This is a genomic window from Qipengyuania soli (assembly GCF_015529805.1).
Taxonomy (GTDB): Bacteria; Pseudomonadota; Alphaproteobacteria; order Sphingomonadales; family Sphingomonadaceae; genus Qipengyuania; species Qipengyuania soli.
Genome location: NZ_CP064654.1, coordinates 2,640,727 through 2,664,382, shown reverse-complemented (window position 1 = coordinate 2,664,382; position 23,656 = coordinate 2,640,727). Strand labels below are relative to the sequence as shown.

Below are 23,656 nucleotides of genomic sequence, written 5' to 3'. Positions count from 1 at the left end.
CGCGCGAATGCTTGACCGCCGGCGATTTTGACGCCAGCCAGCGGCGCAATGGAGCATTTCGACGTCGTCATTGTCGGATCGGGGCATGGTGGTGCCCAGGCCGCGATCGCCCTGCGCCAGGCCGGTCACGAGGATTCGATCCTCATGGTCAGCCGCGACCGTAACCCGCCTTACGAGCGCCCGCCGCTGTCGAAGGAATACCTCGCTGGCGAAAAGCCGTTCGAGCGCATCCAGATTCGGCCCGAACAGTTCTGGGCCGATCGCAAGATCGAACTGCGCCTCGGTCGCAACGTCAACGAGGTCGATGCCAAGGCGCACGAGCTGCTGCTGTCGGACGATACGCGCGTCACCTACCGCAAGCTGATCTGGGCAGCGGGTGGGGATCCCCGGCGCCTGTCCTGCCCGGGAGCCGAGCTGACTGGCATCCACTATGTCCGCAATCGCCGGGACGTCGACGCCCTGCGCGACGAACTCGCCGCCGGCGCGAAGCGGGCAGTCATAGTCGGAGCAGGGTACATCGGGCTCGAGGCCGCTGCCGTCCTGCGCAAGCTCGGCTGCGAAGTAACGGTCATCGAAATGCAGGACCGGGTCCTCGCCCGTGTGGCAGGCCAGGAGCTTTCGGACTTCTACGCCGCGGAGCATCGCGGGCATGGCGTCGACCTGCGCCTGTCGACCGGCGTCGAGCGGATCGAGGGCGAGAACGGCCGGGTCACCGCAGTCGTTACCGATGCCAGCGAAACCATCCCGTGTGAGATCGTAATCGTCGGGATCGGTATTGTCCCCTCGGTCGGTCCCCTGATCGCGGCAGGGGCCTCGGGTTCCAACGGGGTCGACGTCGATACCTATTGCCGCACGCCGCTCGACGACGTCTACGCCATCGGTGACTGCGCCAGCCACGCCAATCCCTATGCTGGCAATGCCGTCATTCGCCTCGAATCGGTCCAGAACGCCAATGACATGGCGACGCTGGTGGCCAAGGCGATCATGGGCGAGAAGGAAGATTACGACGCGGTGCCGTGGTTCTGGTCCAACCAGTACGACCTGAAGCTCCAGACCGTCGGCATCTCGATGGGCTATGATGCCACCGTGCTGCGCGGCGATCCTGCGGCGCGCAAGTTCAGCGTAATCTACCTCAAGGAGGGCGCAGTGATCGCGCTCGACTGCGTCAACAACACCAAGGATTACGTGCAGGGTCGCAAGCTGGTGATGGACCGCGCGCAACTCGCGCCCGAACTCCTCGCAGATGCCGAAGTCCAGCTGAAGGAAATGCAATGATCGATCCTGCGGACGGTCGCGCGATGCTCGACGGTCTGCGGGTGGTCGACATGACTTCGGTGGTCTTCGGGCCCTATTGCACCCAGATCCTCGCCGACTTCGGAGCCGACGTCACCAAGGTCGAGGCACCCGGCGGCGACGGTTTCCGCTATGCCGCCAGTCCCGCGCAGACGCTGGGCATGGGCCCGGCCTTCATCGCGCTCAACCGCGGCAAGAAGTCGGTCATGCTCGACCTCAAGCTCGAAGCCGACCGCGAGGCCATGCGCGAAATGCTGCGCGAGGCTGACATCTTCATCCACAATGTCCGCGCCGAGGCGATCGGGCGGCTGGGCTTCGGCTACGAGGACGTGCGCGAACTCGCGCCGCACATCATCTATGTCCATTGCGTCGGCTTCGGGTCGGACGGACCCTATGCCGGCCTGCAGGCCTATGACGACGTTATCCAGGCCGGAACCGGGACGACCACCTTGCTGCCGCGCGTCGATGGCGATCCGCGTCCGCGCTACCTGCCCTCGCTCATCGCGGACAAGGTTGCCGGACTGCATGCCGCCTATGCGGTGATGGCCGCCGTGATCCACCGCCTGCGCACGGGCGAGGGCCAGCATGTCGAGGTCCCGATGTTCGAGGCCTTCAGCAGCTTCATGCTCAAGGAACATCTCGGCGGCATCACTTTCGATCCGCCGGTCGGACAGGCGTGCTATGCCCGCCAGATCGACCCGCATCGCCAGCCCTTCCCGACTTCCGACGGCTATGTCAGCGTCGTCCCCTATCGGCCGCAGCACTTCTGCGAGGTGATCGCAATCCTGGGTGACGAGGAATTTGCGAGGCAGGAGCGTTTCTCCACCCTTCCCGGAATCATTGCCGCGGTGCCTGAACTCTACGACCGGATCGCCGCCCTCACACCGAAGTTCACCACCGCGGAAGTCGTCGCGCTGATGCATGCCAATGACATGCCTGCCATGGCCGTGCGCGACATGGCCGACATGGCGAGCGAACCGCATCTCACCGCTACCGGCTTTATGACCCGGCGTGAGCATCCGAGCGAGGGCGCGCATCTGGAGATGCGAGAACCCTCCCGGTTTTCGGGCTGGGAGCAGGCCGAACCCGCCCCCGCGCCCTTATTGGGACAACACAACAAGCCCTAACCGATGCGGGCGAGTGCCCACGCGGCGGCTTCGGCGACGACGGGGTCCGGGTCACCACGCAGAGGATCGATTAGGGGGCGCAACGCCGCCAGTCGGCCGTTACCCGCGGCATAGAGGCAATTCCTGACAAAGCGGTCGCGGCCGATGCGCTTGATCGGCGAGCCCGAGAAATGCTGGCGAAAGCTGGCATCGTCGAAGCCAAGGTAGGTTGCGAGATCGGGTGCAATCAATTCCTCTCGCGGAGCGAGCTTGAGGTGGCGATGCGCGACATCGGCAAACTTGTTCCACGGGCAGACGGCAAGACAGTCGTCGCATCCGTAGATGCGGTTGCCCAGTTTCTCGCGCAATTCCTCCGGCACCGGTCCCTTGTGCTCGATGGTCAGGTAGGAAATGCAGCGCCGCGCATCGAGCTGGTAGGGTGCGGGGAAGGCGTCCGTGGGGCAGGCATCCTGACAGGCGCGGCACGATCCGCAGCGGTCCTTGCCCGGTGCATCTGGTTCGAATTCCAGCGTAGTATAGATCGCCCCGAGGAACAGCCAGCTGCCGTGCTCGCGACTGACCAGATTGGTGTGCTTGCCCTGCCAGCCGATCCCGGCTGCCTGCCCAAGCGGCTTCTCCATCACCGGCGCGGTGTCGACGAAGACCTTGAGCTTGCTTGTCGGCTCCCGTTCGATGAGCCAGCGAGCCAGCGCCTTGAGCGCCTTCTTCACGACATCATGGTAGTCGCGCCCCTGCGCATAGACCGAGATACGTGCCTTGTCCGGTCGGCCTTCCAGCGCCAGCGGGTCGATGTCGGGCGCATAGCTCATGCCGAGCGCGATCACGCTCCTAGCCTCGGGCCACAAGCCTTGTGGGCTGACGCGCTGTTCCTTGCGCGCCTCCATCCACTCCATCGAGCCATGGCGACCCTCGCCCAGCCACTCTTCCAGACGCGCGGCACGCACGTCATCGCGCCCCGCCACGGTGAAACCGCAGGCGACGAAGCCGAGCTTCCGGGCCTCTTCGATAAGGGCCTGACGCAGCGCGCCTGTTGAGGCCGGATTAACCAATCTTGCGGAGGCTCCCGTTCACTGGCAGCGGTTAATGATCCGGCATGCTTACCGAGACAGGCGCCATGACGCGACCCTTTGCTGACAGTCAACCAGGCCTCGCCATCGAGGCGCGTGGACTGGTCAAACGTTTCGACGACACGCTGGCGGTCGACGGCGTCGACATCTCGGTGCCGGAGGGCGCGATCTACGGCATCCTCGGCCCAAATGGCGCTGGCAAGACCACGACCCTGCGCATGCTCCTGGGCATCATCGATCCCGATGAGGGCGTGCGCCGCGTATTCGGCAACGATCGCCCGCACGAAGTCGCGAAGCTGATCGGCTACCTGCCGGAAGAACGCGGGCTCTATCCGGCGATGAAATGCGACGATGCCATCGCCTTCCTCGGCGCGCTGCGCGGCCTTCCGCTGGAAGTAGGCAAGGCACGCGGGCGCGAGTTGCTCGAGGCGCACGGCATGGGTCACGCGATCGACCGCCAGATCCGCCAGCTGTCGAAGGGCATGGCGCAGACCGTGCAGCTGCTCGGCACGCTGGTCCACCAGCCGAAGCTGGTGGTATTCGACGAGCCCTTCAGCGGGCTCGATGCGATCAACCAGGGCAAGCTCGAACAGATGATCCGCCGCCTCGCCAACGAAGGCACGACGGTGATCTTCTCGACTCATGTCATCCATCATGCCGAGCGGCTGTGCGACGAGGTCGCGATCATTGCCGGGGGCAAAGTGCCCTATGCCGGCTCGGTCGACGTGGCGCGCGATCGCATACCGGCGCAGGTACGGCTCGAAACCCGGGCCGAGAGCGGCGAATGGCGCAACGCCCTGCCAGAAGATGCCCGCCATGATGCCAAGGCCGGGGCCGGGCACTTCTGGTATTTCCCTGTTCCCGACACCGGGATCGAGGTGCTGCTCAAGCGCCTGATCGACGGCGGAGCGGGTATCCTGTCGCTCTCGATCGAACGCGCCGGCCTGCACGACGCCTTCGTCGAAATCGCTGGCGAGGCGGCTGCCCGTGCGCTTGCCGAGGACAATGCCGAGGAGGCTGCACGATGAGCGATACCACCCGCCTCTCTCGCTTCGAGGCCGCGCGCGTCATTGCCCGGCGCGATTTTCACGCGATCCTGTTCAGCCGCGCGTTCTTCTTCTTCCTGCTCGGCCCGCTCTTCCCGCTCCTTATTGGCGGGTTGGCCGGCGGAATCGGGGGACAGGTGCAGCGCGAATCGGTCAGCAATGCCGTGGCCATCGCCATGTCGCCTGCCGACAATGCGGCGATGATGGCAGCCCGCGATACGCTGGCACCCGAAGTCGGCTATGCCCTGCCCGGCCTTGTGGCCGAGGAGAGTGGCGATCCGCCGGGAGAGATACTCAAGCGGCCGGAGCAGAACTTCTCCGCCGTAGTGACGGGCACCATCGCAGCCCCCAGGCTGACTGCGCCAGAGGGACAGATCGAACGCTGGCGCGGATCGATAGCACTGATAGCCGCGACCGCTGCAGATTCGTCGCCCAGGGCATTCCCGAAGGTTGAACAGGACCCCGTCGCCACCAGCGCGGCAGCAGCGCGAACCGATCGCATCAGCACCGCACAGGCGGGACAGTTGCTGCTGTTCCTGCTGATGATGCTGCTGGCAGGCATGGTGCTTTCGAACCTCGTCGAAGAGAAGGCGAACAAGGTCATCGAAGTACTCGCCGCAGCCATTCCGATGGACGCAGTGTTTCTCGGCAAACTGTTCGCCATGCTTGGCGTGAGCTTCGTCGGAATCATCGTGTGGGCAAGCTTCGGCGGCCTGGTCGGGCTCGTCGCAGGCGAGAGCCTGCCGCAGCTGCCCGAACCGGCGCTGGGCTGGCCCGCCTTCATCGCCCTCGGCATCGCCTATTTCGCGATGGGCTATCTGCTGCTCGGTTCGATCTTCCTGACCATCGGGGGGATGGCGGCAACGGTGCGCGAGGTGCAGACGTTGTCGATGCCCGTGACCATGGCGCAACTCCTGGTGTTCTTCCTCGCCGCAGGGTCCATCACCCGGCCGGGATCGCCGATGGAGCTGTTCGCAGCGATCTTCCCCCTGTCTTCGCCCTTCGCCATGCTTGCCCGCGCCGCCCAGTCCGAGGCAGTCTGGCCCCATGCACTGGCCCTTGCATGGCAGGGACTTTGCGTGGCGCTGTTTGTCCGCTTCGGGGCGACGCTGTTCCGGCGCCGGGTGATGAAGTCAGGCAAGGCGGGTCGCGCCACGAAGGGACGTTCCGGCGCAGTTAGCGCCACTTGAACGGTCGCACCGGTGCAATTTCTCTCGTTGTGGGCCTGATAGATAGGTTCCAATTTGCAACGCACTATTGACACTCCTGTCAGTTGCGGCAGGATGCGTTTCGAGAGAAGGCCGGCACAAAGAGTCGGCGCGAGAGGAGAGAAGAATGGCAACCGCCGCCGTCGCCCGTCCCGAATGCCGCTCCGAGCCGAGCGCCTACCAGGCGCTGAAGAAGCATTTCGAAGAGCACCCCGAGGACAAGCTCGAGCATCCGCACAAGTGGGACGTCAGCCGGTCGGACATCTACGCCGAGAACACCTGGCACCCGATCTTCCGTGAAATGCGCGCGGCGGGGCCCCTCCATTACATCCCCGAAAGCCCGTTCGGGCCATATTGGGCGGTGGTCAGCCACAAGGCGATCCAGCACATCGAGGCCTTGCCCGACATTTTCTCGTCGAGCTGGGAGCATGGCGGCATCACCATCCTCAACCGGCTGACCGATGAGGAGCTGAAGGAGGCCGGGATCGAAGAACGGCGCGAGCTGCCGATGTTCATCGCCATGGACCGCCCGCAGCACACCGGCCAGCGCCGCACCGTCGCACCCAAGTTCACGCCCAGCGGCATGGCCGAAATGGAAGGCGAGATCCGCCAGCGTACCGGAGAACTTCTCGACACGCTGCCGCGCGGCGAAGTGTTCGACTGGGTCGACAAGGTCTCCATCGAACTGACCACGGGCATGCTTGCGATCCTGTTCGGCTTCCCCTGGGAAGACCGCCGCCTGCTGACCTTCTGGTCCGATTGGTCGGGCGATACCGAACTCGCCACCGTGCGCGAGCTCGACAACATGCGCTGGGGCTTCCTCCACGAGATGGCGGCCTATTTCCAGTCGCTGTGGATCGAGCGCACGCACGACAAGGAGCCGGGTGACGATCTCATCTCGATGATGATTCACTCCGAGGCGATGAACCAGATGAGCCCGCAGGAATTCATGGGCAACCTCATCCTATTGATCGTCGGCGGCAACGACACGACCCGCAATTCCATGAGCGGGTTCGTCTACCAGCTCGACAAGAACCCGGACCAGCGCAAGCTGTTCGAACAGAACCCCGAGGTAATCCCCAACGCGGTGCAGGAAATGCTCCGCATGCAGACGCCGCTTGCCCACATGCGGCGGACTTGTGTCGAGGACACCGAAGTGTTCGGCCAGCAAATCAAGAAAGGCGACAAGGTCGTCCTATGGTACCTGTCGGCCAACCGCGACGAAGAAGTGTTCGAGAACCCCGACAAGCTCGACCTCACGCGAGAGAATGCCCGCCGCCACATCGCTTTCGGCTACGGCATCCACCGCTGCGTGGGCGCACGACTTGCCGAACTGCAGCTACGCGTCCTTCTCGAGGAAATGCACAAGCGCCGCATGCGCGTGCATCTTGCGGGTGACGTCGAGCGGGTGAAGGCGAACTTCGTCCACGGCTTCCGCAAGCTCGAGGTCGAGATCACCAACTTCTGATCGGGCCGGCAGTAACCTTTCTGCCATTTCAAGCGTAGTTCAGGCGCGGGGTACTATCCCCGCGCCATGAGACGGATTGCCATGCACACGCCTTCGCTCGACCGCCGCGGCCTTCTCGGCTGGATAGGCGCATCCGCGAGTTTCATCGCCCTCACCGCCTGCGGCTCGGGACGCGCCGAGGCGAAGGGATTTCCGGTCACCCTGTCCGACGCCGAATGGCGCAAGCGGCTGACCAGGACCGAATACTGGGTACTGCGCGATGAAGGGACCGAACGCCCCTTCTCCTCACCACTCAACAAGGAGCACCGCGCCGGCACCTTCGCCTGCGCCGGCTGTGCAACGCCCGTCTATTCGTCGAAGGCCAAGTACGATTCGGGCACCGGCTGGCCGAGCTTCTGGCAGTCGCTGCCAAAAGCCGTCGGCACGTCGACAGACTACAAGCTCGGCTACGCACGTACCGAAGTGCATTGCGCGACCTGTGGCGGGCATCTCGGTCACATCTTCGACGATGGCCCGCGCCCGACCGGCAAGCGCCACTGCATCAACGGCGTGGCGCTGGACTTCCGTCCCGCCTAGCGAACCCGCCAGACGCGGAGCGCGCCGCTGTCGAACCCGGCAACCGGGGCGAGCGTGGCAGGCGCGCGATCGGCAAGCAGGGCGGCAGCAAGGCTGTCATCGCTCGCCGCGGCATAACTCGCGGTATCCGGTGTGCCCTGGCAGATCATCACATACTCGGCATCAAGGGCGGCAAGCCTTGCGGACGCCTCTTCGGCAGGGGAAGTGAAGGTTAGGATCGCGCCGCGCAAAGCCGCCTGGTTGCGGTGATACGGAGCGGCGACCGTGGAGTGCCCGGTTCGCAGCATGACTTGCGGCGCGATGTCGATCGAGGTGAGCATGCGTCCGGCAGGCAGGCCGGCGAGACGCGTCAGATCGCAATCGCTCGCGACGATGTCGGACGATCCGCGAACCTGTGAATTGGCATTGGCGACGATAGCCTTGCCTGCGAGCGATCCCGCTGTGGGGCTCAGAACGATCAGCGCGATGGCAATGCCGAAGACGCGCAAGACAGGGTTGTCGAAGCGCGAAGCGGTGCGCAGCGTGTCGTGGAGCATCGCCGCCAGCAGAGGCGTCATCAGCAGCTGCGCCAGGAGCGCGACGCGGAACACGACCAGCGAGAGCGCGAGCATCAGTCCGGCGAGCACAAAGGTGATGAACCAGCCGCGCGGATTGTCGCTACCCAGCCGTTTACGCAGCTGCGTTGCGAGCGCTAGCAGGTAGAGCGCCACCATCCAGCCCAGCATGGCGGCGGCATCGGGCAAGAGCCGGAAGACAGGCTTCACCTCCTGAATCCCGTCGAGCCAGTACTCCTTCACGAGCGGGTCGATATTGCCGAATGGCGCGACGCCTTCGAGGCCGAACGTGGCAAGGACCGGCATGGCACCGGCGATGGCAACGAGTGAAAGCAAGGTGATCCGCACCGCCGGAAGCGCAGGCTTGCCACGGCGTGAGATTGCCCACGCAGCCAGTGCTGCCAGAGTGAAACCGGCGAGGTGCGGCCAACTTATCGCGTCAGGATGCGGATATGCCCAGAGCGCGGGAGGAATCGTTACGAGGAAGAGGAGGGCGGACGAAGCTGCCAGACCGGCGAGAAACAGTGCGAGCCCGCGATCGTGAGCGTCCATCAGATGGAGAAGCGCAAACACTGCACATGCCGCAGCGATGAAGGGCAGGCCCTCGACCGAAATCGTGACCAGCAGCCCGCCCAATGCGCCCGCGAACAGTGTCTGGCGCGTCATGGCGCGCCGGTCGACCATGAGCCGCAGGATTCCGATGGCACAGATGGCCTGCCAGGCATGGTGGTCGATCTTCATCGGCACCATATTGCCGACTACCAGCGAAAGCAGCGGTACTACCAGCAGGACGATATTCGCCGCGGCGTCACGGAAGCCGAGGCAGCGCAAAGTGCTGCGCAGGATGAAAAGTGCGATCAGCATCTGCAGCGGCGGGAGCAGGGCGATCGCGGCACGTTCGGCAGCCTCAGCCGGCAGAAAGAGGTCGAACAGCAGAACCAGTGCAGCAATCGGCACATCGACCAGCCGCGACCAGTGCATCGAGAAGCCCTCGGCCCCTCCGGCGCGGTAGTTGGTCACGTCCCACCAGCTCTGCCCGCCCAGCCAGTCGCGTACCTCGAGCAGGCGCATGGCATCGTCGGGATCGGCGATAGCGAGTGTCCCGATCTGGTTGCGCATGGTCCAGCCGATCAGCAACGTGAAGGCCAGCCAAGGCAAGACCAGTGCGGCGACACTGTGTGCGTCATGAAGCGCCCGCCACGGCAGGCGGTGCGCCGAATGCTCGGGCATCGGCACAGGCGCAAGCCTGCGACGTTCGGCAAAGCCGATCATGTCACCGTGCGCGCGCGGAACACGAAGCGACTGCGCACGATCCATGTGGCGATGAAGCTGACCCCGATTGCGGCGACCTTGGCGAGGCGCGGATCGATCCCCGCAGCATCACCCGCGCCCACGATCAACGTCGTCAGCAGCAGGCCGAGAAGCGCCGAACCGACGAACCCGGCTTTCTGCATGTGACGGGCATTGCCCCCTGCGGCAACGCTATCGGCGAAGACTGCACGGCTCGACAGCAACCAATGGGCAATGATGCCAAGGCTGTAACCCGCTGCGGAGGCGGGCGCGGCGGCCACATGGGCGGAAAGGAGCAGCAGGAAGCTGCCCATGTCGACTGCCAATGCGCCAACGCTGGCAAGCAGGTAGCGCAGGAACCTGATGTCGCGCAGCCTGTCGAAGTATGCCCCCATGATCCGTTCCCCCGCGCAGCCGTCAGGCGGCCCGTTTCGATCTGGCGACCCGCTCAGGCACATCGCGCACCGAAGCGAGCGCGGCCGCCTGGTCCTCGCTGACCGGCAGTGTCTCGCGAGCGGGCAGGACCTTCTCTGCGCCCTCGTCTCCGGCCTCGTGATACTCGGCGTCCTCGTTGACGCACCAGGTGTCGTAGATGCGCTTGCCGGCGAGGATGTTTTCGACCGTCAGCATGGCGGTCATCATCGCGTGGTCCTGGTTGTTGTAGCGGTGCATGCCGTTGCGGCCGACGAGGTGGAGCGTGGGGTGCTTGTCCTCGAGTTCGCGGCGCATCGCATCGACATTGGCAGAGTAATCCTCGTCATAGACGGGGTATGCCTTTTCCTGTCGCACGACAGTGCCGCCCCTTACTTTGCTCCGGTCGACGAGCCCGAGGATTTCCATTTCCTCGCTCGCCAGCGCGACAAGGTCTTCGTCCGCCATCGACCACAGGCCGTCACCCTCGAAACAGAAATATTCGAGGCCGACGCAAGCCATGTCGGGATCGGGAATCATTTCCGGCGACCAGCTGCGGAAGTTCTGCACGCGTCCGACCTTCACCTTGCTGTCGTGGATGTAGATCCAGTTGTCCGGGAACAGGTCCTCGCCCTCGACCATCAGCGCGACGGTGAGGAAGTCGCGGTACTTGAGCTCGTTCGCCTGGAGCGTCGAAGCCGGCAACGGGTGCAGGCGCTTCGAAAGCTCGCGCATCGGCGCGGAGCTGATTGCGTGCCTGGAGCTGACGACAACTTCACCTTCGGGTCCGCTCGCGCTCATGCGCCAGCCGCCTTGCGCGTCGGCGCTCAGCTGCTTCAAGCTGTGACCCATGAACAGGTTTCCCAGTCCGCTTGCGATCACCTTGTCCCGCGCAGCGTCCCACATCATCCCGGGGCCAAGGCGCGGATAGCGGAAGGTTTCGAGAAGCGTCTTGGTCGCCATGCCGTCATTGGGCTTCTTGTTGAGCCCGAGGCTGCGCTTGAGCCCGTCGATGACTGCGCTCCACAGCGACAGGCCCTTGATACGCTGCGCCGCCCAGTCCGCGCTCATCTCGTCGCAAGGCATGCCCCAAACCTTCTCGGTGTAGGTCTTGAAGAAGATGCCGTAGAGCTTCTTGCCGAACTGGTTGCTCGTCCAGTCCTCGAAGCTCTTCACGTCGCGGATAGGGAAGACCTTGGACCAGACATAGCTCGCCATGCAGGCGGTCGAGCGCAGAATGCCCAGGTTCCACAAAGCTTCGAACGCACGCAGCGGGTAGCTGTAGAACTTGCCCTCGTAATAGATGCGGCTCATGCGCGGCCGCTGGATGAAGTCGTCCGGCAGGATCTCGTTCCACAGGTCGACGACCTGCTGGCTCTTCGAGAAGAAGCGGTGGCCGCCGATATCGAAGCGATAGCCCTCGTGTTCCACCGTACGGCTGATGCCGCCGACGTAGGTATCGTCCTTTTCGATGATCGCGACTGTCTTGCCCTGCTTGGTCAGCAGGTACGCCGCTGTAAGTCCGGCAGGACCGGCGCCGATGATCGCTACGTCGACGCTGAGTTCACTCGCCTGCTTACCCATCAATTCCCCCGAATGGCTGTCTTCCCGGGGAATGAAGGAAATTGGTTAGGGCATGGTTAACGCGCGCAGTCTGCGTGCCTTGGAAGTGCCCTTACTGGTTCTCTTCGGTCAGCAGGATCGGACACTGCACGCGTGCAGCGAGCAGGGCGAATTCACGCAGCGTGAAGAAATTGTCGAATGCGAGACCGTAATTCGCGTCACGGCGCCAGCGGACCTTGCAGCGGATTTCCGGGACGAAGTCATTGTAGACACGCACGTTCTGGTCGATTGCGAACACCGCATCGCATTCCACCCTCGCCCCCTGCTGCGAGATATTGAGCGAGAGCGCATTGGCTTTCTGCGTGAGCGTCGAGATGGTGAGCGGCATTACGAGATTGAGCCGCAGCTGCCGCTTGGGGAAATTCCAGTTCTCATGGATCAGTCGTTCGACCGGCACCGGCTTCAGGAAGCGGTAGCTTGCTTCGAACCCGTTCCTTCTGACCTGGCGCAATTCATAGGTTTCGCCGTTCTGCAATTCCAACGCAATGGACACATCGGTAGGCAGTGCATGAAATGTTCGCAGGCTGACCCCTGTCGATGATACGTCGCGTATGACGCAGACGAACTCACCCTGTCCGCAAACCAGCTTTGCTGCGCGTATCAACGAGGTGTAACGCGGCGCCGACCTCTGGTCGCTCGCCGATGCCAACCCGAATTGATCGCTCACGTGTCCCGACGTGAAATCCATCAATTTCTCTTCCCTAGCCACCACGGCCCCAACCGGGCCGCGAAGTCAGGCTCTAGTTTCTTCCCGTTCCTTCGTGGCTAATAGGCACATAGGTGTTAACACCGGAATAAGGCGCTGGTTGTCGTTTGTTACCCATACGGGACCGGCTGGCAGGCGTCCGACCGACGGCTCGATGTAGTGGAGAGTGGTGCGGGTGGTGGGACTCGAACCCACACGTCCAAGGGACAGGGGATTTTAAGTCCCCGGCGTCTACCATTCCGCCACACCCGCAAGCGGGTCCGGCGTTAACGGCTGGAGCTTTGCGGCGCAATCGCGCGCCTTGCGGAAATCACGCGTCGTTGAGACGGCGGCGCATGTCCTTGCCCGGCTTGAAGTAGGGGACCTTCTTCGCCGGCACGTCGACCGTATCGCCGGTGCGCGGATTGCGGCCCTTGCGCGCTTCTCGCTCGCGGGTCGAGAAGGCACCGAAGCCGCGCAGTTCGACGCGTCCGCCTTCGGCCAGGCGCTGGGCGATTTCCTCGAAGAAAATGTCGACCACCCGTTCGACCTCTTCGACGCGCAAGTCGGGGTTGTCTTGGGCCATTGCCGCCAGCAATTCGGATCGGATCATACGCGCTCTCCCGGATGCCTGCGAGCAGGCACGACCCCGTCTGTTGTTTTTCGCGACCCGCCCCCCGCAGTCATCGACCGCGCCAAGGAATCCGTGCATTCTGGCAGATGGTCCCGCCGCGGGCAACCCGCGAAATCATCAAATGGAACAGTAGGTCAGGCGTCCGAGAGAAGGTCTGCCACGCTCACCCCGAGCCGTTCCATGCGCGCCCGGATCTCGGGCCACTCGCGCGACAGGAATTCGCGCCGTTCGCTGCTGAGAAGGCGGTCTGCAGCTCCGGAGACGACATACATGCCAACCCCGCGCTGCACCTCGACGAGGCCATCGTTCTGGAACTGCTGGTAGGCCTTGGCCACAGTCAGCGGGTTGGCGCCCTGTTCGGCGGCAAGCGCCCGTACCGACGGAAGCATCTCGCCCTCGGGATAGCGACCGTCGATGATGGCCGCCGCAATCATGTCGCGGAGCTTGAGGTAAACGGGCTTTGACTGGCTGGACATGGCGATTCCCCGAAGACTTGCTGCTACAGTGCCATAATACAGCGCGGCGCACAAGGTTCCCGCATTGTACTGTTCAGGGCAGCGCAAGGCGGTGACAGCTGTAACTAATGCTTCACATAGGCGTTTCAGCCGCTAGGGTGCCCGCCATTCTCGGCCCGGGGAGGGCCGAACCAAGATAATCTACGGGGAATTCGCATGAAAGACATGGCTTTGTGGCAGGAGGCGGACTGGATCGTCGCGATCGCGTCGGTCGTCCTCGCCTTCTTCCTGGTTATCGGTGCCTGGGCGGTTACTCGCCCGAAACCGGAAGTTCTCGGCCATCCCAAGGGACTGTTCGTCCTCTTCTTTGCCGAAATGTGGGAGCGCTTCTCCTATTACGGCATGCGCGCACTGCTGACGCTCTACCTCGTCAAGCACTGGCTCTATTCGGACGGCAACGCCAACCTCATCTATGGTGCGTACACCAGCCTCGTCTACATTACCCCGGTCCTCGGCGGCTGGCTGGCCGACCGTTATCTCGGTCAACGCAAGGCCGTGCTGTTCGGGGCGGTGCTGCTGACGCTGGGTCACTTCTGCATGGCCTTCGAAGGCGACGGCGGACAAAGCGATCCGGCGCTCAACATGTTCTGGCTTGCACTGTCGCTGATCATCGTCGGCTCGGGATTCCTCAAGGCGAACATCTCGGTGATCGTCGGCCAGCTCTATCCGCGCACCGACATCCGCCGCGATTCCGCCTACACCATCTTCTACATGGGGATTAACCTCGGCGCGGCTGCCGGTACGATCATCGCCGGCTACCTCGGCGAAACCATCGGCTGGGCCTATGGCTTCGGCGCTGCGGGCATCGGCATGCTGCTCGGCCTCGTCGTGTTCATCATCGGCAAGCCGCTGCTCATGGGCCGCGGCGAACCGCCTGTCCCGGCCAAGCTGCACGACCGCGTTGCCGGCCTGAAGCTCGAGCACTTCCTCTACCTCGTCGGCTTCGCCGGCGTGGCGGTCATCTGGATGCTGATCCAGTACCAGGAAGCCGTGGGCTGGATCCTGCTCCTGTCGGGCGCAGCGCTGCTGCTCTATGTCCTCAAGGAAGCTTTCAAGCTCGACAACGAAGCGCGCGACCGCGTCTTCGCGATGATCTTCCTCATCCTGCTGATGCCGGTCTTCTGGGGCCTGTTCGAGCAGGCGGGTGGTTCGATCAACCTGTTCACCGATCGCTTCGTCGATCGCCAAGGCGTACCGACGTCACTGTTCCAGTCGATCAACCCGATCTACATCATCCTGCTCGGCCCGCTTTTTGCCGGTCTTTGGCAGGTGCTGGCCAAGCGCGGGCTCGAACCCTCGACCCCGGCCAAGATGGGTCTCGGGATCGTCCAGATGGGTCTCGCCTTCGTGGTGCTGGTCTGGGGCGCGAACAATGCCGGCAACGCATTGGTGCCGGTGCTGTTCATTTTCCTCTTCTACCTGCTGTCGACCACCGGCGAGCTCTGCCTCAGCCCGGTCGGCCTTTCGGCGATGAACCGCCTGTCGGTGAAGCATATGGCATCGCTGATGATGGCGGCCTTCTTCTTCGGCACCGCGGGCGGCAACTATGTCGCCGGGTTCATGGGTTCGCTGATGGGTGAAGGCGAAGGCGGCGACATGACCCGCGAAGCGGCGCTCAACATCTACTGGACCATGGGTCTCGTGGCTGTCGGCATCGGCATCTTCGTCATCGTGGTCAGCCCGCTGGTCAAGAAGCTCATGCATCTCGAGACTCTGCGTGACGATGATGCTGGCGATGACCTGCTCGGACAGCAGGAAGGTCCGGGCGAACCGCAGGCAGCGGGCGTCCATCCGGAAACCCGCTGACGGGCTTCGGCACCAATCGGCGAAAGCCGCGCTGGCGCCGACGAATGCATTTGACGGTTCGGGCCGGGGCAGCAATGCTCCGGCCCGACTGCATTGGGGGTTCCATGAAAATTCACGCACTGCTCGCCTGCGCAGCGGCAATCGCCGTTGCGGGCTGCGCTACCACCGGTTCCGGCAACGATACGGCATCGGCTTCTTCCAAGGACTGGAACGCGCCGTCGGGAGAGGACGGCGAAGCGCCCTTCCCTTCGACCTACAAGCCCTATCCCGGTCGCCCTACCGCGCTAGTCGGCGCGACTGTTTATGACGGGAGGGGCGGCCGCATCGACAATGGCACCGTTCTCATTCGCGACGGGAAGGTCGTGGCGACCGGCGATGCCGGGCTATCGACCGAAGGCTACGACCGGATCGATGGCACCGGTAAGTTCGTGACCCCCGGCGTAATCGACATCCACTCGCACCTCGGCGACTACCCGACCCCAGCGGTCGAGGCGCATGAGGACGGCAACGAAGCCACTGGGCCGATGACACCGCAAGTCTGGGCAGAGCATTCGGTCTGGCCGCAGGACCCCGGCTTCACTCGTGCGCTTGCAAATGGCGGCGTGACCGCGCTGCAGATCCTGCCCGGTTCGGCCAACCTCATGGGCGGCCGCTCGGCTACGCTCAAGAACGTGCCCAGCCGCACCGTTCAGGGCATGAAGTTCCCCGGTGCGCCCTATGGCTTCAAGATGGCCTGCGGCGAGAACCCCAAGCGCGTCTATGGCGGCAAGGGGCGCATGCCCTCGACCCGCATGGGCAACTTCGCAGTCAACCGCCAGACCTGGCTCGAGGCGAAGGAGTATGACGGCAAGAAACGCGACCTCGCCAAGGAAACGTTGAAGGGCGTGCTCGAGGGGCAGATCCTCGTCCACAACCACTGCTACCGCGCGGACGAGATGGCGCTCGTCCTCGATATGGCCGACGAGATGGGCTACAAGGTTTCCGCCTTCCACCATGCGGTCGAAGCCTACAAGATCGGCGACCTGCTCAAGGAACACGACGTCTGCAGTGCCATCTGGGCCGACTGGTACGGCTTCAAGATGGAAAGCTACGACGGCATTCTCGAGAACGCCGCGCTGCTGGCCAAACAGGGTGCCTGCGTGGTCATCCACTCCGATGATGCCAATGGCATCCAGCGCCTGAACCAGGAAGCCGCCAAGGCGCAGGCCGCCGGCCACCGCATCGGCGTCGACATTCCCGATGCGGAAGTGGTCGGGTGGTTCACCTACAACGCAGCCAAGGCGATGGGCATCGAGAAGATGACCGGCAGTCTTGAGCCGGACAAAATGGCCGACGTGGTGCTGTGGAATGGCAATCCGCTGTCGGTCTATTCGCGACCCGAAAAGGTCTGGATCGATGGCGCACTGATGTTCGATGCGCTGGATCGCAAACGTCGACCGGTAAGCGATTTCGAGCTGGGCCAGCCCGGCGAAGGAGACGTGAAATGATCCGCCGCGCACTGCTCGCCGCTGCCGCTACGCTGGCTCTTGCCGTCCCTGCCGCAGCAGAGGATTTCGTCATCGTCAACGCCACCGTCGTCACTGGTGACGGCAGCGAGCCGATTCCGGACGGGGTCGTGATAGTCGCGGGCAATCGCGTCACCTATGCAGGCCCCCGGTCCGGCGTCAGTTCCTTCGAAACCGACTTGGTAATGGACGCGCAGGGCAAGTGGGTGACACCCGGGCTCGTCGCGACGATGACATCTCTCGGCTTGTCCGACGTGTCAGCGGTCAGTGAATCGAACGACAGCCGACCCGGCAAGTCCCGATGGGGCGCGGCGCTGGACGTTTCGCCCGCCATAAACCCCGCTTCGCAGCATATCCTTGTCCACCGCGGGGCCGGGATCACGCGCGCAGCTACCGTCACTTCGCCCAGCGGCTCGATCTTCGGCGGGCAGGGGGCGATCATCGACCTCGGCGCCGATGCACAGCCGGTGACCAAGGCGAGGGCGTTCCAGATTGTGGCGCTTGGCGAGCGCGGTGCGCGCATTTCCGGTGGTAGCAGGGCGGCCACATTCGTCGAGCTGGCCGAGGCCCTGCGCGAGGCCGTGGCCTATGCCAACGGACGCTGGGACGCCGAAAGCGCCATCCTGCCGCGCGCGGACGCAGAGGCACTCGGTGCCGTGGTCAACGGCAAGCAACCGCTCTACGTCGGTGTCGAGCGGGCGAGCGATATCCGCGCAGTGTTGGGCCTGAAGCGGGAAATGCCCAAGCTTGACCTCGTCCTCCTCGGAGCGAGCGAGGGCTGGCTGGCGGCCCGCGAAATCGCCGCAGCGGGCGTTCCCGTCATCGCAGACGGACTCGACGATCTGCCCGGCAGCTTCGAAGAGCTCGCCGCGACGCAATCTAACGTGGGCCGCATGGTCAAGGCGGGCGTGAAGGTGGCGATCAACGCCAATGCGATGGAAAATCCTCGCAACCTCAACCAGTATGCCGGAAACCTCGTCGCCCTGACGCGCATCCCGGGGGCGGACGGGCTGAGCTGGGGGCAGGCCTTTGCCACCATAAGTTCAATCCCTGCGCAGATAAGCGGGCTGGGCGCGAAGGGCGGGCAGCTGGCACCCGGAGCGGTAGCCGACGTGGTGATTTGGGACGGCGACCCGCTCGAGGTCGGCTCGGTCCCGACCGATGTCTATATCGACGGCGTCAAGCAACCGCTCGAGAGCCATCAGACCCGGCTCCGGGATCGCTACAAGGATCTCGACGAGAGCGACCAGCCCAAGGCCTATGACTGGTAAGGACAAGAAGGAAATGCGGACAACACTGATCGCGTTGGGCGCTGCTGCCCTGGCGGTAGGGTTCCATGCGCTCTCCGCGCAGGATTCCGGACCCGACCGGTCGCAGGACCTTGTCTGGATGAGCGCTCAGCAAGCCTATCTGGCCGGTCTCAAGCGCGAGGACGGCTGGCACTACATGGATGGCGGCCTGCGCTGGCGCTATATCGAGTATGCGGGCAGCGACAGGCATCCCACCGTGGCGGACACGGTGACCGTCCATTACGCCGGCACCTTCACCGACGGCTCTACGTTTGATTCATCCTTCGACCGCGGTGAACCTGCCACCTTCCCGCTCGGTCGCCTCATCAAGGCGTGGCAGGTAGCCATCCCGCAGATGGGCGTGGGTGACACGATCGAGATCGCGGCACCTGGCGACCTTGCCTACGGTGCGAAGGGCAAGGGCCCCATTCCCGGCGGCGCCACACTGCTGTTCAAGGTCAAGCTGCTCGACATCGAAGCTCGGGAATAGGCTGGCGCACGACAGACCTTGCCAATCGGCATTATCGTGCTACTCATGTTTACAACGTCAACATGGGGGTTTCGTTATGGACCAGCCTCTGCTTTCGCTAGTTGCCGCCGCGATTGCCTTCGTCGGCACGCACTTCGCCCTGTCGCATCCCCTTCGCGCGCCGCTCGTTGCTCGGCTCGGAGAGAACGGGTTCCGCGGCCTCTACTCGCTGGTATCGCTCGCCACATTCGTCTGGGCAGTCCTCGCATTTCGCGCAGTCGGCCCCGGCGGGCTTCCCTTGTGGGACGGAATGGGCGATGTCGCGTGGGTCATCGCCACATTGGTCATGCTGGTTGCATCTGTCCTGCTGGCAGGATCCTTCGTCCGCAATCCCGCCATGCCCGATCCGCGCGCCGCGGCCCATGCCGCGATGGGTCCGCATGGCGTATTCTATGTCACCCGCCACCCGATGATGTGGTCCTTCGCGCTGTGGGCAGCAGTTCATGTGATGCTCAGCCCAACCCCGCGCCAGCTAGTGCTTGCAGGCGCGCTCGGTTTTCTCTCGCTCGTCGGTGCGCACATGCAGGACCGCAAGAAGGAAGTCCTGATGGGCACCGCGTGGGCTGAATGGGAGGCGCAGACCAGCTATTGGCCGCGTTTCGGGCAGCTTGCCAAGGGCGGAGCCACGGCCTGGATCGGAGGGCTGCTGCTCTGGCTCGGCGCGACCTATGGCCACATTCACGCCAATGGCATCCCCGCAGGTATCTGGCGCTGGATCGGTTAGCCTATGTGCCTTTGAAGGCAGGCGCGCGTTTTTCGATCAGCGCGTCGACGCCTTCCATGTGATCATCGGTCAGGTGCATCAGCGCCTGCGTGTTTGCCGCGAGCTCGAGTGCGGTGTCGTAGCTCACCGACCGGCCCTGGCGCATCAGGTTCTTGGCATGGCGCAATGCGTGCGGGGGCATTGCCGCTACCTTGGCGGCAAGGGCTTCGGCTTCTGCCATCAACGCATTTCCGTCCACAACGCGACTGACGAGGCCCCAGTCGAGAGCAGTTGCCGCGTCGATCACGTCCCCGGTGTAGAACAGCTCCGCCGCCCGCGCCTCACCGATGATGCGCGGCAGGATCCAGGTTCCGCCATCGCCCGGGATGATGCCGAGCTTGAGGAAAGTGACGCCGAACTTGGCCCGGTCGCTGGCAATGCGAATATCGGCAAGGCACGCGAGGTCGCACCCCAGCCCGATCGCCGGCCCGTTGACTGCAGCGATCAGCGGAACCCGCAGGCCGTATAGCGCGCGCAGCACCTTGTGGATGTTGTTGCGATAGCCGTCGGAGATTTCCGGGGCGGTCCCGCCGAAGGTCCCTGTCCGCTCCTTCATCGCCTTGATGTCGCCACCCGCACTGAAGGCCCGTCCGGCACCGGTGAGGATCACGCAGCGCACGTCCATATCGGCATTGATCGCATCGCAGGCCGCGGCAAATGCGTCGCCATCGCCCTTCGCCCCGAGCGGATTCATCGTGTCGGGACGGTCGAGCGTCAGCGTGGTGACGTGGTTGGCAGACTTGATCTGGAGCAATGACATGGGCGGCGCATCCTTTCACCCTGCTCATGCCAGCCAGGGATCGGTTCGTCACCCCAGTCTCGCGCGCGCAAGTTCGCACATGGCGAACAGGACCCGGCAAGGCACGACCGTCGAGAGGCGATCGGAGCGACCAGGCATCAAGATCAGGCGCTCGCCCCCTGGAAGAGGGACAGTGCGGCGCGACCATGTCCGTCCGCTGTCATGCTAGCAAAGGAGTCACCAAGATGAACAAGCGCATAGTTGCATTGCCGGTCCTTGCTGCGATCGGCCTTGTCGGCCTCACCATTCCTGCCGCCGCGGAGGAACCGGAGATCGTGGTCACCGGCAAGAAGAAGGTCCCCGACGGTTTCGAGCCCGTAACCCAGGTCGTGACCATCGGCGACCTCGATCTCACGACGGCAAGCGGTGAACGCAAGCTCGAGAAGCGGGTCGCGAAGACGATCAAGAAGATGTGCTACATCTACACCAAGCCCGCCAGGTGGCAGGTGAAGGACAGCGAAGACTGCAGCGCCTATGCCTGGGAAGGGGCAAGGCCCCAGATGGACCAGGCGATCGCGCGGGCCAAGGGCGGCTAAGCGCGGGCCTCTTCCACGCCGGCACTGTTGTGCCGCAGGGCACTGAGAACCGTGTCAACGATGTGCGGTGCGTTGAGGCCTGCCTCGTCATACTGCTTCGCCGGGTCGTCGTGATCTTGGAAGGTATCGGGCAGGCGCATCGTGCGGACCTTGAGGCCGCCGTCGGTGAGGCCGCTGTCGCTGGCGAAGGTCAGGACATGCGCGCCAAGGCCGCCAATGGCGCCCTCTTCGACCGTCACGACGACTTCGTGCGTGCGCATCAGCTTCTCGATCAGCGCAGTGTCGAGCGGCTTGGCGAAGCGCAGGTCTGCGACGGTGGTCGAAAGGCCCTTGGCCTCGAGCTGGTCGGCGGCCTTGAGCGCTTCGGCGAGGCGCGCGCCCAGTGACAGGATCGCAACCTTGGAACCCTCGCGCACAATGCGACCCTTGCCGATCTCGAGCTTCTGCGGAACCTCGGGCAGTTCGACCCCCACGCCATTGCCACGCGGATAGCGGAAGGCGATCGGACCACTGTCGTGCTCGACGGCAGTATAGGTCATGTGGACCAGTTCGGCTTCGTCCGCAGCGGCCATGACCACCATGTTCGGCAGGGTCGCGAGATAGGTGATGTCGAAGCTGCCCGCATGGGTGCAACCGTCCGCGCCCACGAGCCCTGCGCGGTCGATTGCGAAGCGCACCGGCAGGTTCTGGATTGCGACGTCGTGGACCACCTGGTCGTAAGCGCGCTGGAGGAAGGTCGAATAAATCGCGCAGAACGGCCGCATGCCTTCGGCAGCAAGTCCTGCCGCGAAAGTCACCGCGTGCTGCTCCGCAATTCCGACATCGAAGCTCTTGTCGGGATGCGCCTTGGCGAATTTGTCGACGCCCGTGCCGCTCGGCATGGCCGCAGTGATGGCGCAAATGCGCGGATCCTTGTCCGCCAGCTTGGCCAGCGTTTCGCCAAAGACATTCTGGTAGGCGGGCGGACCGCCGGAAGACTTTTTCTGCTCGCCGGTAACGACATCGAACTTGGCGACGCCGTGGTACTTGTCGGCACTGTTTTCGGCCGGGGCGTAGCCCTTGCCCTTCTTGGTCACGACATGGATCAGCACCGGGCCCTGCTCGCTGTCGCGCACATTCTCCAGCACCGGGATGAGGTGATCGAGATTGTGCCCGTCGATCGGCCCGACATAGTAGAAGCCGAGCTCCTCGAACAGCGTACCCCCGGTGACCATGCCGCGAGTATATTCCTCGGCCTTTTCGAGCCCGCCCCAGACGCGGCGACCGAGCTTCTTGGCAATCTTCGAGGCCATTGAGCGCAGGCCGAGATATTCGCTCGATGACACCATGCGCGCAAGATAGGCGGACAGGCCACCGACGGGCGGGGCAATCGACATATCGTTGTCGTTGAGGATGACGATAAGGCGATTGCCCGCCTGTTCGGCATTGTTCATCGCCTCATAGGCCATGCCCGCGCTCATCGCGCCGTCACCGATCACCGCGATCCCGCGGCCGGGCCGTCCCTGCATCTTGTTGGCCATCGCAAAGCCGAGCGCTGCCGAGATCGAGGTCGAGCTGTGCGCCGCGCCGAAGGGATCGTATTCACTCTCCGCCCGCTTGGTGAAGCCGCTGAGGCCACCGCCCTGGCGCAAGGTCCGGATACGGTCGCGGCGACCGGTCAGGATCTTGTGCGGGTAGCACTGGTGGCCGACGTCCCAGACCAGCTTGTCGGTCGGCGTGTCGAAGACGTAGTGAATCGCGGTGGTCAGTTCGACCACACCCAGACCGGAGCCGAGGTGCCCACCGGTCGAACCTACGGCGTCGATCACTTCCGTGCGCAACTCGTCGGCCAGCTGGCGCAGCTGGCTCTTGTCGAGTTTGCGGAGATCTGCGGGCGTATCGACCGTGTCGAGCAGCGGCGTATCGGGGCGCGTCGTCATGGGAAGCGGCCTTACACGCTGAATTCATGCCTGTCGATGAACGCTTCATCGCTGACCGGCCCCGTTTTGTCGCTCCGAGAGAACGCCTTGCAGTCGAAATGCAGGCGCCTAGAATGTCGGCAAGAAAAAACGGGATTCGCCCAATGTCGCTGCCTCCGCTTTCGCCACCGATTGCGTTCGTGCTTACCGCTAATCGCTCGCTGTCCAAGCCGTTCTATTCGAAGATTCTCGGCCTGCCTTTGCTTGGCGAAGATGATTTCGCCGTCGCTTTCGATCTGGGGCACGGAGCGATGCTGCGCCTCACAGACATGGCCAGCCACATACCCTCACCGCATACTGTCCTGGGCTGGCGGGTGGAGGACATTGCCGCGACCATGGCGGACCTCACGGCAAAGGGCGTCGCGTTTCAGGTCTATGATGGGATGGGCCAGGACGAGAACGGCGTCTGGTCGGCAGGACCGGTCAAGGTCGCCTGGTTCCTCGACCCCGAAGGCAACAACCTCTCGATATCGCAGTTCGACTGATCAGGCAGCGCAATCGTCGCATAGACCGCGCAGTTCGACCACAGGGCGCACGTCGGTAAAACCGGCATCCTTGCCCGCCTCGCGCAGGGCGCCGGTCACGCGCTCGTCGTCGATGTGGGTCGCCTTCCCGCAATCGTCGCAGATCAGGAAGATGCAGTCGTGCCTGCACCCGGGGTGGGTGTTGACGAGATAGGCGTTGGCGCTCTCGATCCGGTTGGCAAGGTTGGTGCGCACGAAGAGGTCGAGGATGCGGTAGACGCTGTTTGGCGCGACACGCTTGCCGCGGGCAGCGGAAAGGTTGTCGGCGATATCGTAGGCACTGGCCGGCTTGTCGTGCTTGGCCAGTTCCTCGAACACGGATTGACGCATGCCGGTCCATTGCTCGCCGCTGTCGATCAACGTGCTGCGGGCCGCATCGATGAGGGCAGCGCCCTCGTGTTCCTTGTGAGCGTGGGAATGTCCTGCCATGCGCACCGAGGTAAGCCCGCG

The 23,656-nt window shown here is 63.9% G+C and carries 23 protein-coding genes and 1 tRNA gene; 13 read left to right on the top strand and 11 right to left on the bottom strand.

All coding sequences use genetic code 11. The annotated features are described in order from the left end of the window. The first annotated feature begins 48 nt into the window (after window positions 1-48). Complete coding sequence (locus tag IRL76_RS13370; protein ID WP_200981809.1) at window positions 49-1,275, top strand: NAD(P)/FAD-dependent oxidoreductase; 1,227 nt, start codon at window positions 49-51, stop codon at window positions 1,273-1,275. Further along, on the top strand, window positions 1,272-2,420 hold the full coding sequence (locus tag IRL76_RS13365) for a CaiB/BaiF CoA transferase family protein (RefSeq protein ID WP_200981808.1): 1,149 nt from the start codon (window positions 1,272-1,274) through the stop codon (window positions 2,418-2,420). Before IRL76_RS13370 ends, IRL76_RS13365 begins: the two co-directional genes overlap by 4 nt. Here IRL76_RS13365 and queG read toward each other — a convergent pair. After that, complete coding sequence (gene queG / locus IRL76_RS13360) at window positions 2,417-3,469, bottom strand: tRNA epoxyqueuosine(34) reductase QueG (protein ID WP_246449811.1); 1,053 nt, start codon at window positions 3,467-3,469, stop codon at window positions 2,417-2,419. The genes IRL76_RS13365 and queG overlap by 4 nt on opposite strands. Window positions 3,470-3,513: 44 nt before the next feature. On the opposite strand from queG, the gene IRL76_RS13355 reads away from it, so the two are divergent. The 4 genes from IRL76_RS13355 (at window position 3,514) to msrB (ending at window position 7,785) form a co-directional block, all read left to right on the top strand. Beyond that, window positions 3,514-4,515, top strand: coding sequence for an ABC transporter ATP-binding protein (locus tag IRL76_RS13355; RefSeq protein WP_200981807.1), 1,002 nt, complete (start codon window positions 3,514-3,516; stop codon window positions 4,513-4,515). Continuing rightward, entirely contained in the window at window positions 4,512-5,723 is a 1,212-nt protein-coding gene (locus tag IRL76_RS13350) for an ABC transporter permease (RefSeq protein ID WP_200981806.1), read from the top strand. The genes IRL76_RS13355 and IRL76_RS13350 overlap by 4 nt, the downstream gene beginning before the upstream one ends. Window positions 5,724-5,868: 145 nt before the next feature. Then, window positions 5,869-7,209, top strand: coding sequence for a cytochrome P450 (locus IRL76_RS13345; protein WP_200981805.1), 1,341 nt, complete (start codon window positions 5,869-5,871; stop codon window positions 7,207-7,209). Between the two features lie 66 nt (window positions 7,210-7,275). Then, on the top strand, window positions 7,276-7,785 hold the full coding sequence (msrB, locus tag IRL76_RS13340) for a peptide-methionine (R)-S-oxide reductase MsrB (RefSeq protein ID WP_246449808.1): 510 nt from the start codon (window positions 7,276-7,278) through the stop codon (window positions 7,783-7,785). Here the strand turns inward: msrB and IRL76_RS13335 are convergent. The 7 genes from IRL76_RS13335 to IRL76_RS13305 form a co-directional block, all read right to left on the bottom strand. Beyond that, window positions 7,782-9,611 (bottom strand): hypothetical protein, encoded by a 1,830-nt coding sequence (locus IRL76_RS13335; protein ID WP_216629297.1) that lies wholly within the window; start codon window positions 9,609-9,611, stop codon window positions 7,782-7,784. The two genes, msrB and IRL76_RS13335, sit on opposite strands and share 4 nt — an antisense overlap. After that, a complete protein-coding gene (locus IRL76_RS13330; RefSeq protein WP_200981803.1) occupies window positions 9,608-10,024 on the bottom strand; it encodes a GtrA family protein in 417 nt (138 codons plus the stop codon). Before IRL76_RS13330 ends, IRL76_RS13335 begins: the two co-directional genes overlap by 4 nt. Window positions 10,025-10,046: 22 nt before the next feature. Then, on the bottom strand, window positions 10,047-11,624 hold the full coding sequence (locus IRL76_RS13325) for an NAD(P)/FAD-dependent oxidoreductase (protein ID WP_200981802.1): 1,578 nt from the start codon (window positions 11,622-11,624) through the stop codon (window positions 10,047-10,049). A 91-nt stretch (window positions 11,625-11,715) separates the two neighbouring features. Continuing rightward, window positions 11,716-12,330, bottom strand: coding sequence for a PilZ domain-containing protein (locus IRL76_RS13320; protein ID WP_246449805.1), 615 nt, complete (start codon window positions 12,328-12,330; stop codon window positions 11,716-11,718). Window positions 12,331-12,536: 206 nt separating this feature from the next. Continuing rightward, window positions 12,537-12,621: transfer RNA gene (locus tag IRL76_RS13315), tRNA-Leu, on the bottom strand. 58 nt (window positions 12,622-12,679) lie between these two features. Then, window positions 12,680-12,961 (bottom strand): integration host factor subunit beta, encoded by a 282-nt coding sequence (locus tag IRL76_RS13310; RefSeq protein ID WP_200981800.1) that lies wholly within the window; start codon window positions 12,959-12,961, stop codon window positions 12,680-12,682. A gap of 155 nt (window positions 12,962-13,116) precedes the next feature. Continuing rightward, the gene (locus IRL76_RS13305; RefSeq protein WP_200981799.1) at window positions 13,117-13,458 is read right to left on the bottom strand and encodes a GntR family transcriptional regulator; all 342 of its coding nucleotides are present in this window, start codon (window positions 13,456-13,458) and stop codon (window positions 13,117-13,119) included. A 195-nt stretch (window positions 13,459-13,653) separates the two neighbouring features. On the opposite strand from IRL76_RS13305, the gene IRL76_RS13300 reads away from it, so the two are divergent. From IRL76_RS13300 to IRL76_RS13280, 5 genes are all read left to right on the top strand, one after another. Beyond that, window positions 13,654-15,303, top strand: coding sequence for a peptide MFS transporter (locus IRL76_RS13300; RefSeq protein WP_200981798.1), 1,650 nt, complete (start codon window positions 13,654-13,656; stop codon window positions 15,301-15,303). 104 nt (window positions 15,304-15,407) lie between these two features. Then, entirely contained in the window at window positions 15,408-16,790 is a 1,383-nt protein-coding gene (locus IRL76_RS13295) for an amidohydrolase (protein WP_200981797.1), read from the top strand. Then, entirely contained in the window at window positions 16,787-18,079 is a 1,293-nt protein-coding gene (locus IRL76_RS13290; protein WP_200981796.1) for an amidohydrolase family protein, read from the top strand. The genes IRL76_RS13295 and IRL76_RS13290 overlap by 4 nt, the downstream gene beginning before the upstream one ends. A gap of 13 nt (window positions 18,080-18,092) precedes the next feature. Next, window positions 18,093-18,587: an FKBP-type peptidyl-prolyl cis-trans isomerase gene (locus IRL76_RS13285; RefSeq protein WP_246449802.1), complete on the top strand. Its 495-nt coding sequence runs from the start codon at window positions 18,093-18,095 to the stop codon at window positions 18,585-18,587. Window positions 18,588-18,663: 76 nt separating this feature from the next. Next, entirely contained in the window at window positions 18,664-19,350 is a 687-nt protein-coding gene (locus tag IRL76_RS13280) for an NnrU family protein (RefSeq protein ID WP_200981794.1), read from the top strand. Between the two features lies 1 nt (window position 19,351). Here IRL76_RS13280 and IRL76_RS13275 read toward each other — a convergent pair whose 3' ends face one another. After that, entirely contained in the window at window positions 19,352-20,149 is a 798-nt protein-coding gene (locus IRL76_RS13275) for a crotonase/enoyl-CoA hydratase family protein (RefSeq protein ID WP_200981793.1), read from the bottom strand. 224 nt (window positions 20,150-20,373) lie between these two features. Here IRL76_RS13275 and IRL76_RS13270 point away from each other — a divergent pair, with 224 nt between their 5' ends. Continuing rightward, entirely contained in the window at window positions 20,374-20,724 is a 351-nt protein-coding gene (locus IRL76_RS13270; protein WP_200981792.1) for a UrcA family protein, read from the top strand. Here IRL76_RS13270 and dxs read toward each other — a convergent pair. Then, window positions 20,721-22,643 (bottom strand): 1-deoxy-D-xylulose-5-phosphate synthase, encoded by a 1,923-nt coding sequence (gene dxs / locus IRL76_RS13265; protein ID WP_200981791.1) that lies wholly within the window; start codon window positions 22,641-22,643, stop codon window positions 20,721-20,723. The genes IRL76_RS13270 and dxs overlap by 4 nt on opposite strands. Window positions 22,644-22,786: 143 nt before the next feature. Here dxs and IRL76_RS13260 point away from each other — a divergent pair, with 143 nt between their 5' ends. Beyond that, entirely contained in the window at window positions 22,787-23,167 is a 381-nt protein-coding gene (locus IRL76_RS13260; RefSeq protein ID WP_200981790.1) for a VOC family protein, read from the top strand. Here IRL76_RS13260 and IRL76_RS13255 read toward each other — a convergent pair whose 3' ends face one another. Continuing rightward, on the bottom strand, window positions 23,168-23,635 hold the full coding sequence (locus IRL76_RS13255; RefSeq protein WP_200981789.1) for a Fur family transcriptional regulator: 468 nt from the start codon (window positions 23,633-23,635) through the stop codon (window positions 23,168-23,170). Window positions 23,636-23,656: the final 21 nt, after the last annotated feature.

Bases quoted from the DNA above. Each gene is read 5' to 3' on its own strand.
- IRL76_RS13370 (WP_200981809.1), top strand. From the start codon at position 49: ATGGAGCATTTCGACGTCGTCATTGTCGGATCGGGGCATGGTGGTGCC.
- IRL76_RS13365 (WP_200981808.1), top strand. From the start codon at position 1,272: ATGATCGATCCTGCGGACGGTCGCGCGATGCTCGACGGTCTGCGGGTG.
- IRL76_RS13355 (WP_200981807.1), top strand. From the start codon at position 3,514: ATGCTTACCGAGACAGGCGCCATGACGCGACCCTTTGCTGACAGTCAA.
- IRL76_RS13350 (WP_200981806.1), top strand. From the start codon at position 4,512: ATGAGCGATACCACCCGCCTCTCTCGCTTCGAGGCCGCGCGCGTCATT.
- IRL76_RS13345 (WP_200981805.1), top strand. From the start codon at position 5,869: ATGGCAACCGCCGCCGTCGCCCGTCCCGAATGCCGCTCCGAGCCGAGC.
- msrB (WP_246449808.1), top strand. From the start codon at position 7,276: ATGAGACGGATTGCCATGCACACGCCTTCGCTCGACCGCCGCGGCCTT.
- IRL76_RS13335 (WP_216629297.1), bottom strand. From the start codon at position 9,611: ATGATCGGCTTTGCCGAACGTCGCAGGCTTGCGCCTGTGCCGATGCCC.
- IRL76_RS13330 (WP_200981803.1), bottom strand. From the start codon at position 10,024: ATGGGGGCATACTTCGACAGGCTGCGCGACATCAGGTTCCTGCGCTAC.
- IRL76_RS13325 (WP_200981802.1), bottom strand. From the start codon at position 11,624: ATGGGTAAGCAGGCGAGTGAACTCAGCGTCGACGTAGCGATCATCGGC.
- IRL76_RS13310 (WP_200981800.1), bottom strand. From the start codon at position 12,961: ATGATCCGATCCGAATTGCTGGCGGCAATGGCCCAAGACAACCCCGAC.
- IRL76_RS13305 (WP_200981799.1), bottom strand. From the start codon at position 13,458: ATGTCCAGCCAGTCAAAGCCCGTTTACCTCAAGCTCCGCGACATGATT.
- IRL76_RS13300 (WP_200981798.1), top strand. From the start codon at position 13,654: ATGAAAGACATGGCTTTGTGGCAGGAGGCGGACTGGATCGTCGCGATC.
- IRL76_RS13295 (WP_200981797.1), top strand. From the start codon at position 15,408: ATGAAAATTCACGCACTGCTCGCCTGCGCAGCGGCAATCGCCGTTGCG.
- IRL76_RS13290 (WP_200981796.1), top strand. From the start codon at position 16,787: ATGATCCGCCGCGCACTGCTCGCCGCTGCCGCTACGCTGGCTCTTGCC.
- IRL76_RS13285 (WP_246449802.1), top strand. From the start codon at position 18,093: ATGCGGACAACACTGATCGCGTTGGGCGCTGCTGCCCTGGCGGTAGGG.
- IRL76_RS13280 (WP_200981794.1), top strand. From the start codon at position 18,664: ATGGACCAGCCTCTGCTTTCGCTAGTTGCCGCCGCGATTGCCTTCGTC.
- IRL76_RS13275 (WP_200981793.1), bottom strand. From the start codon at position 20,149: ATGTCATTGCTCCAGATCAAGTCTGCCAACCACGTCACCACGCTGACG.
- IRL76_RS13270 (WP_200981792.1), top strand. From the start codon at position 20,374: ATGAACAAGCGCATAGTTGCATTGCCGGTCCTTGCTGCGATCGGCCTT.
- dxs (WP_200981791.1), bottom strand. From the start codon at position 22,643: ATGACGACGCGCCCCGATACGCCGCTGCTCGACACGGTCGATACGCCC.
- IRL76_RS13260 (WP_200981790.1), top strand. From the start codon at position 22,787: ATGTCGCTGCCTCCGCTTTCGCCACCGATTGCGTTCGTGCTTACCGCT.
- IRL76_RS13255 (WP_200981789.1), bottom strand. From the start codon at position 23,635: ATGGCAGGACATTCCCACGCTCACAAGGAACACGAGGGCGCTGCCCTC.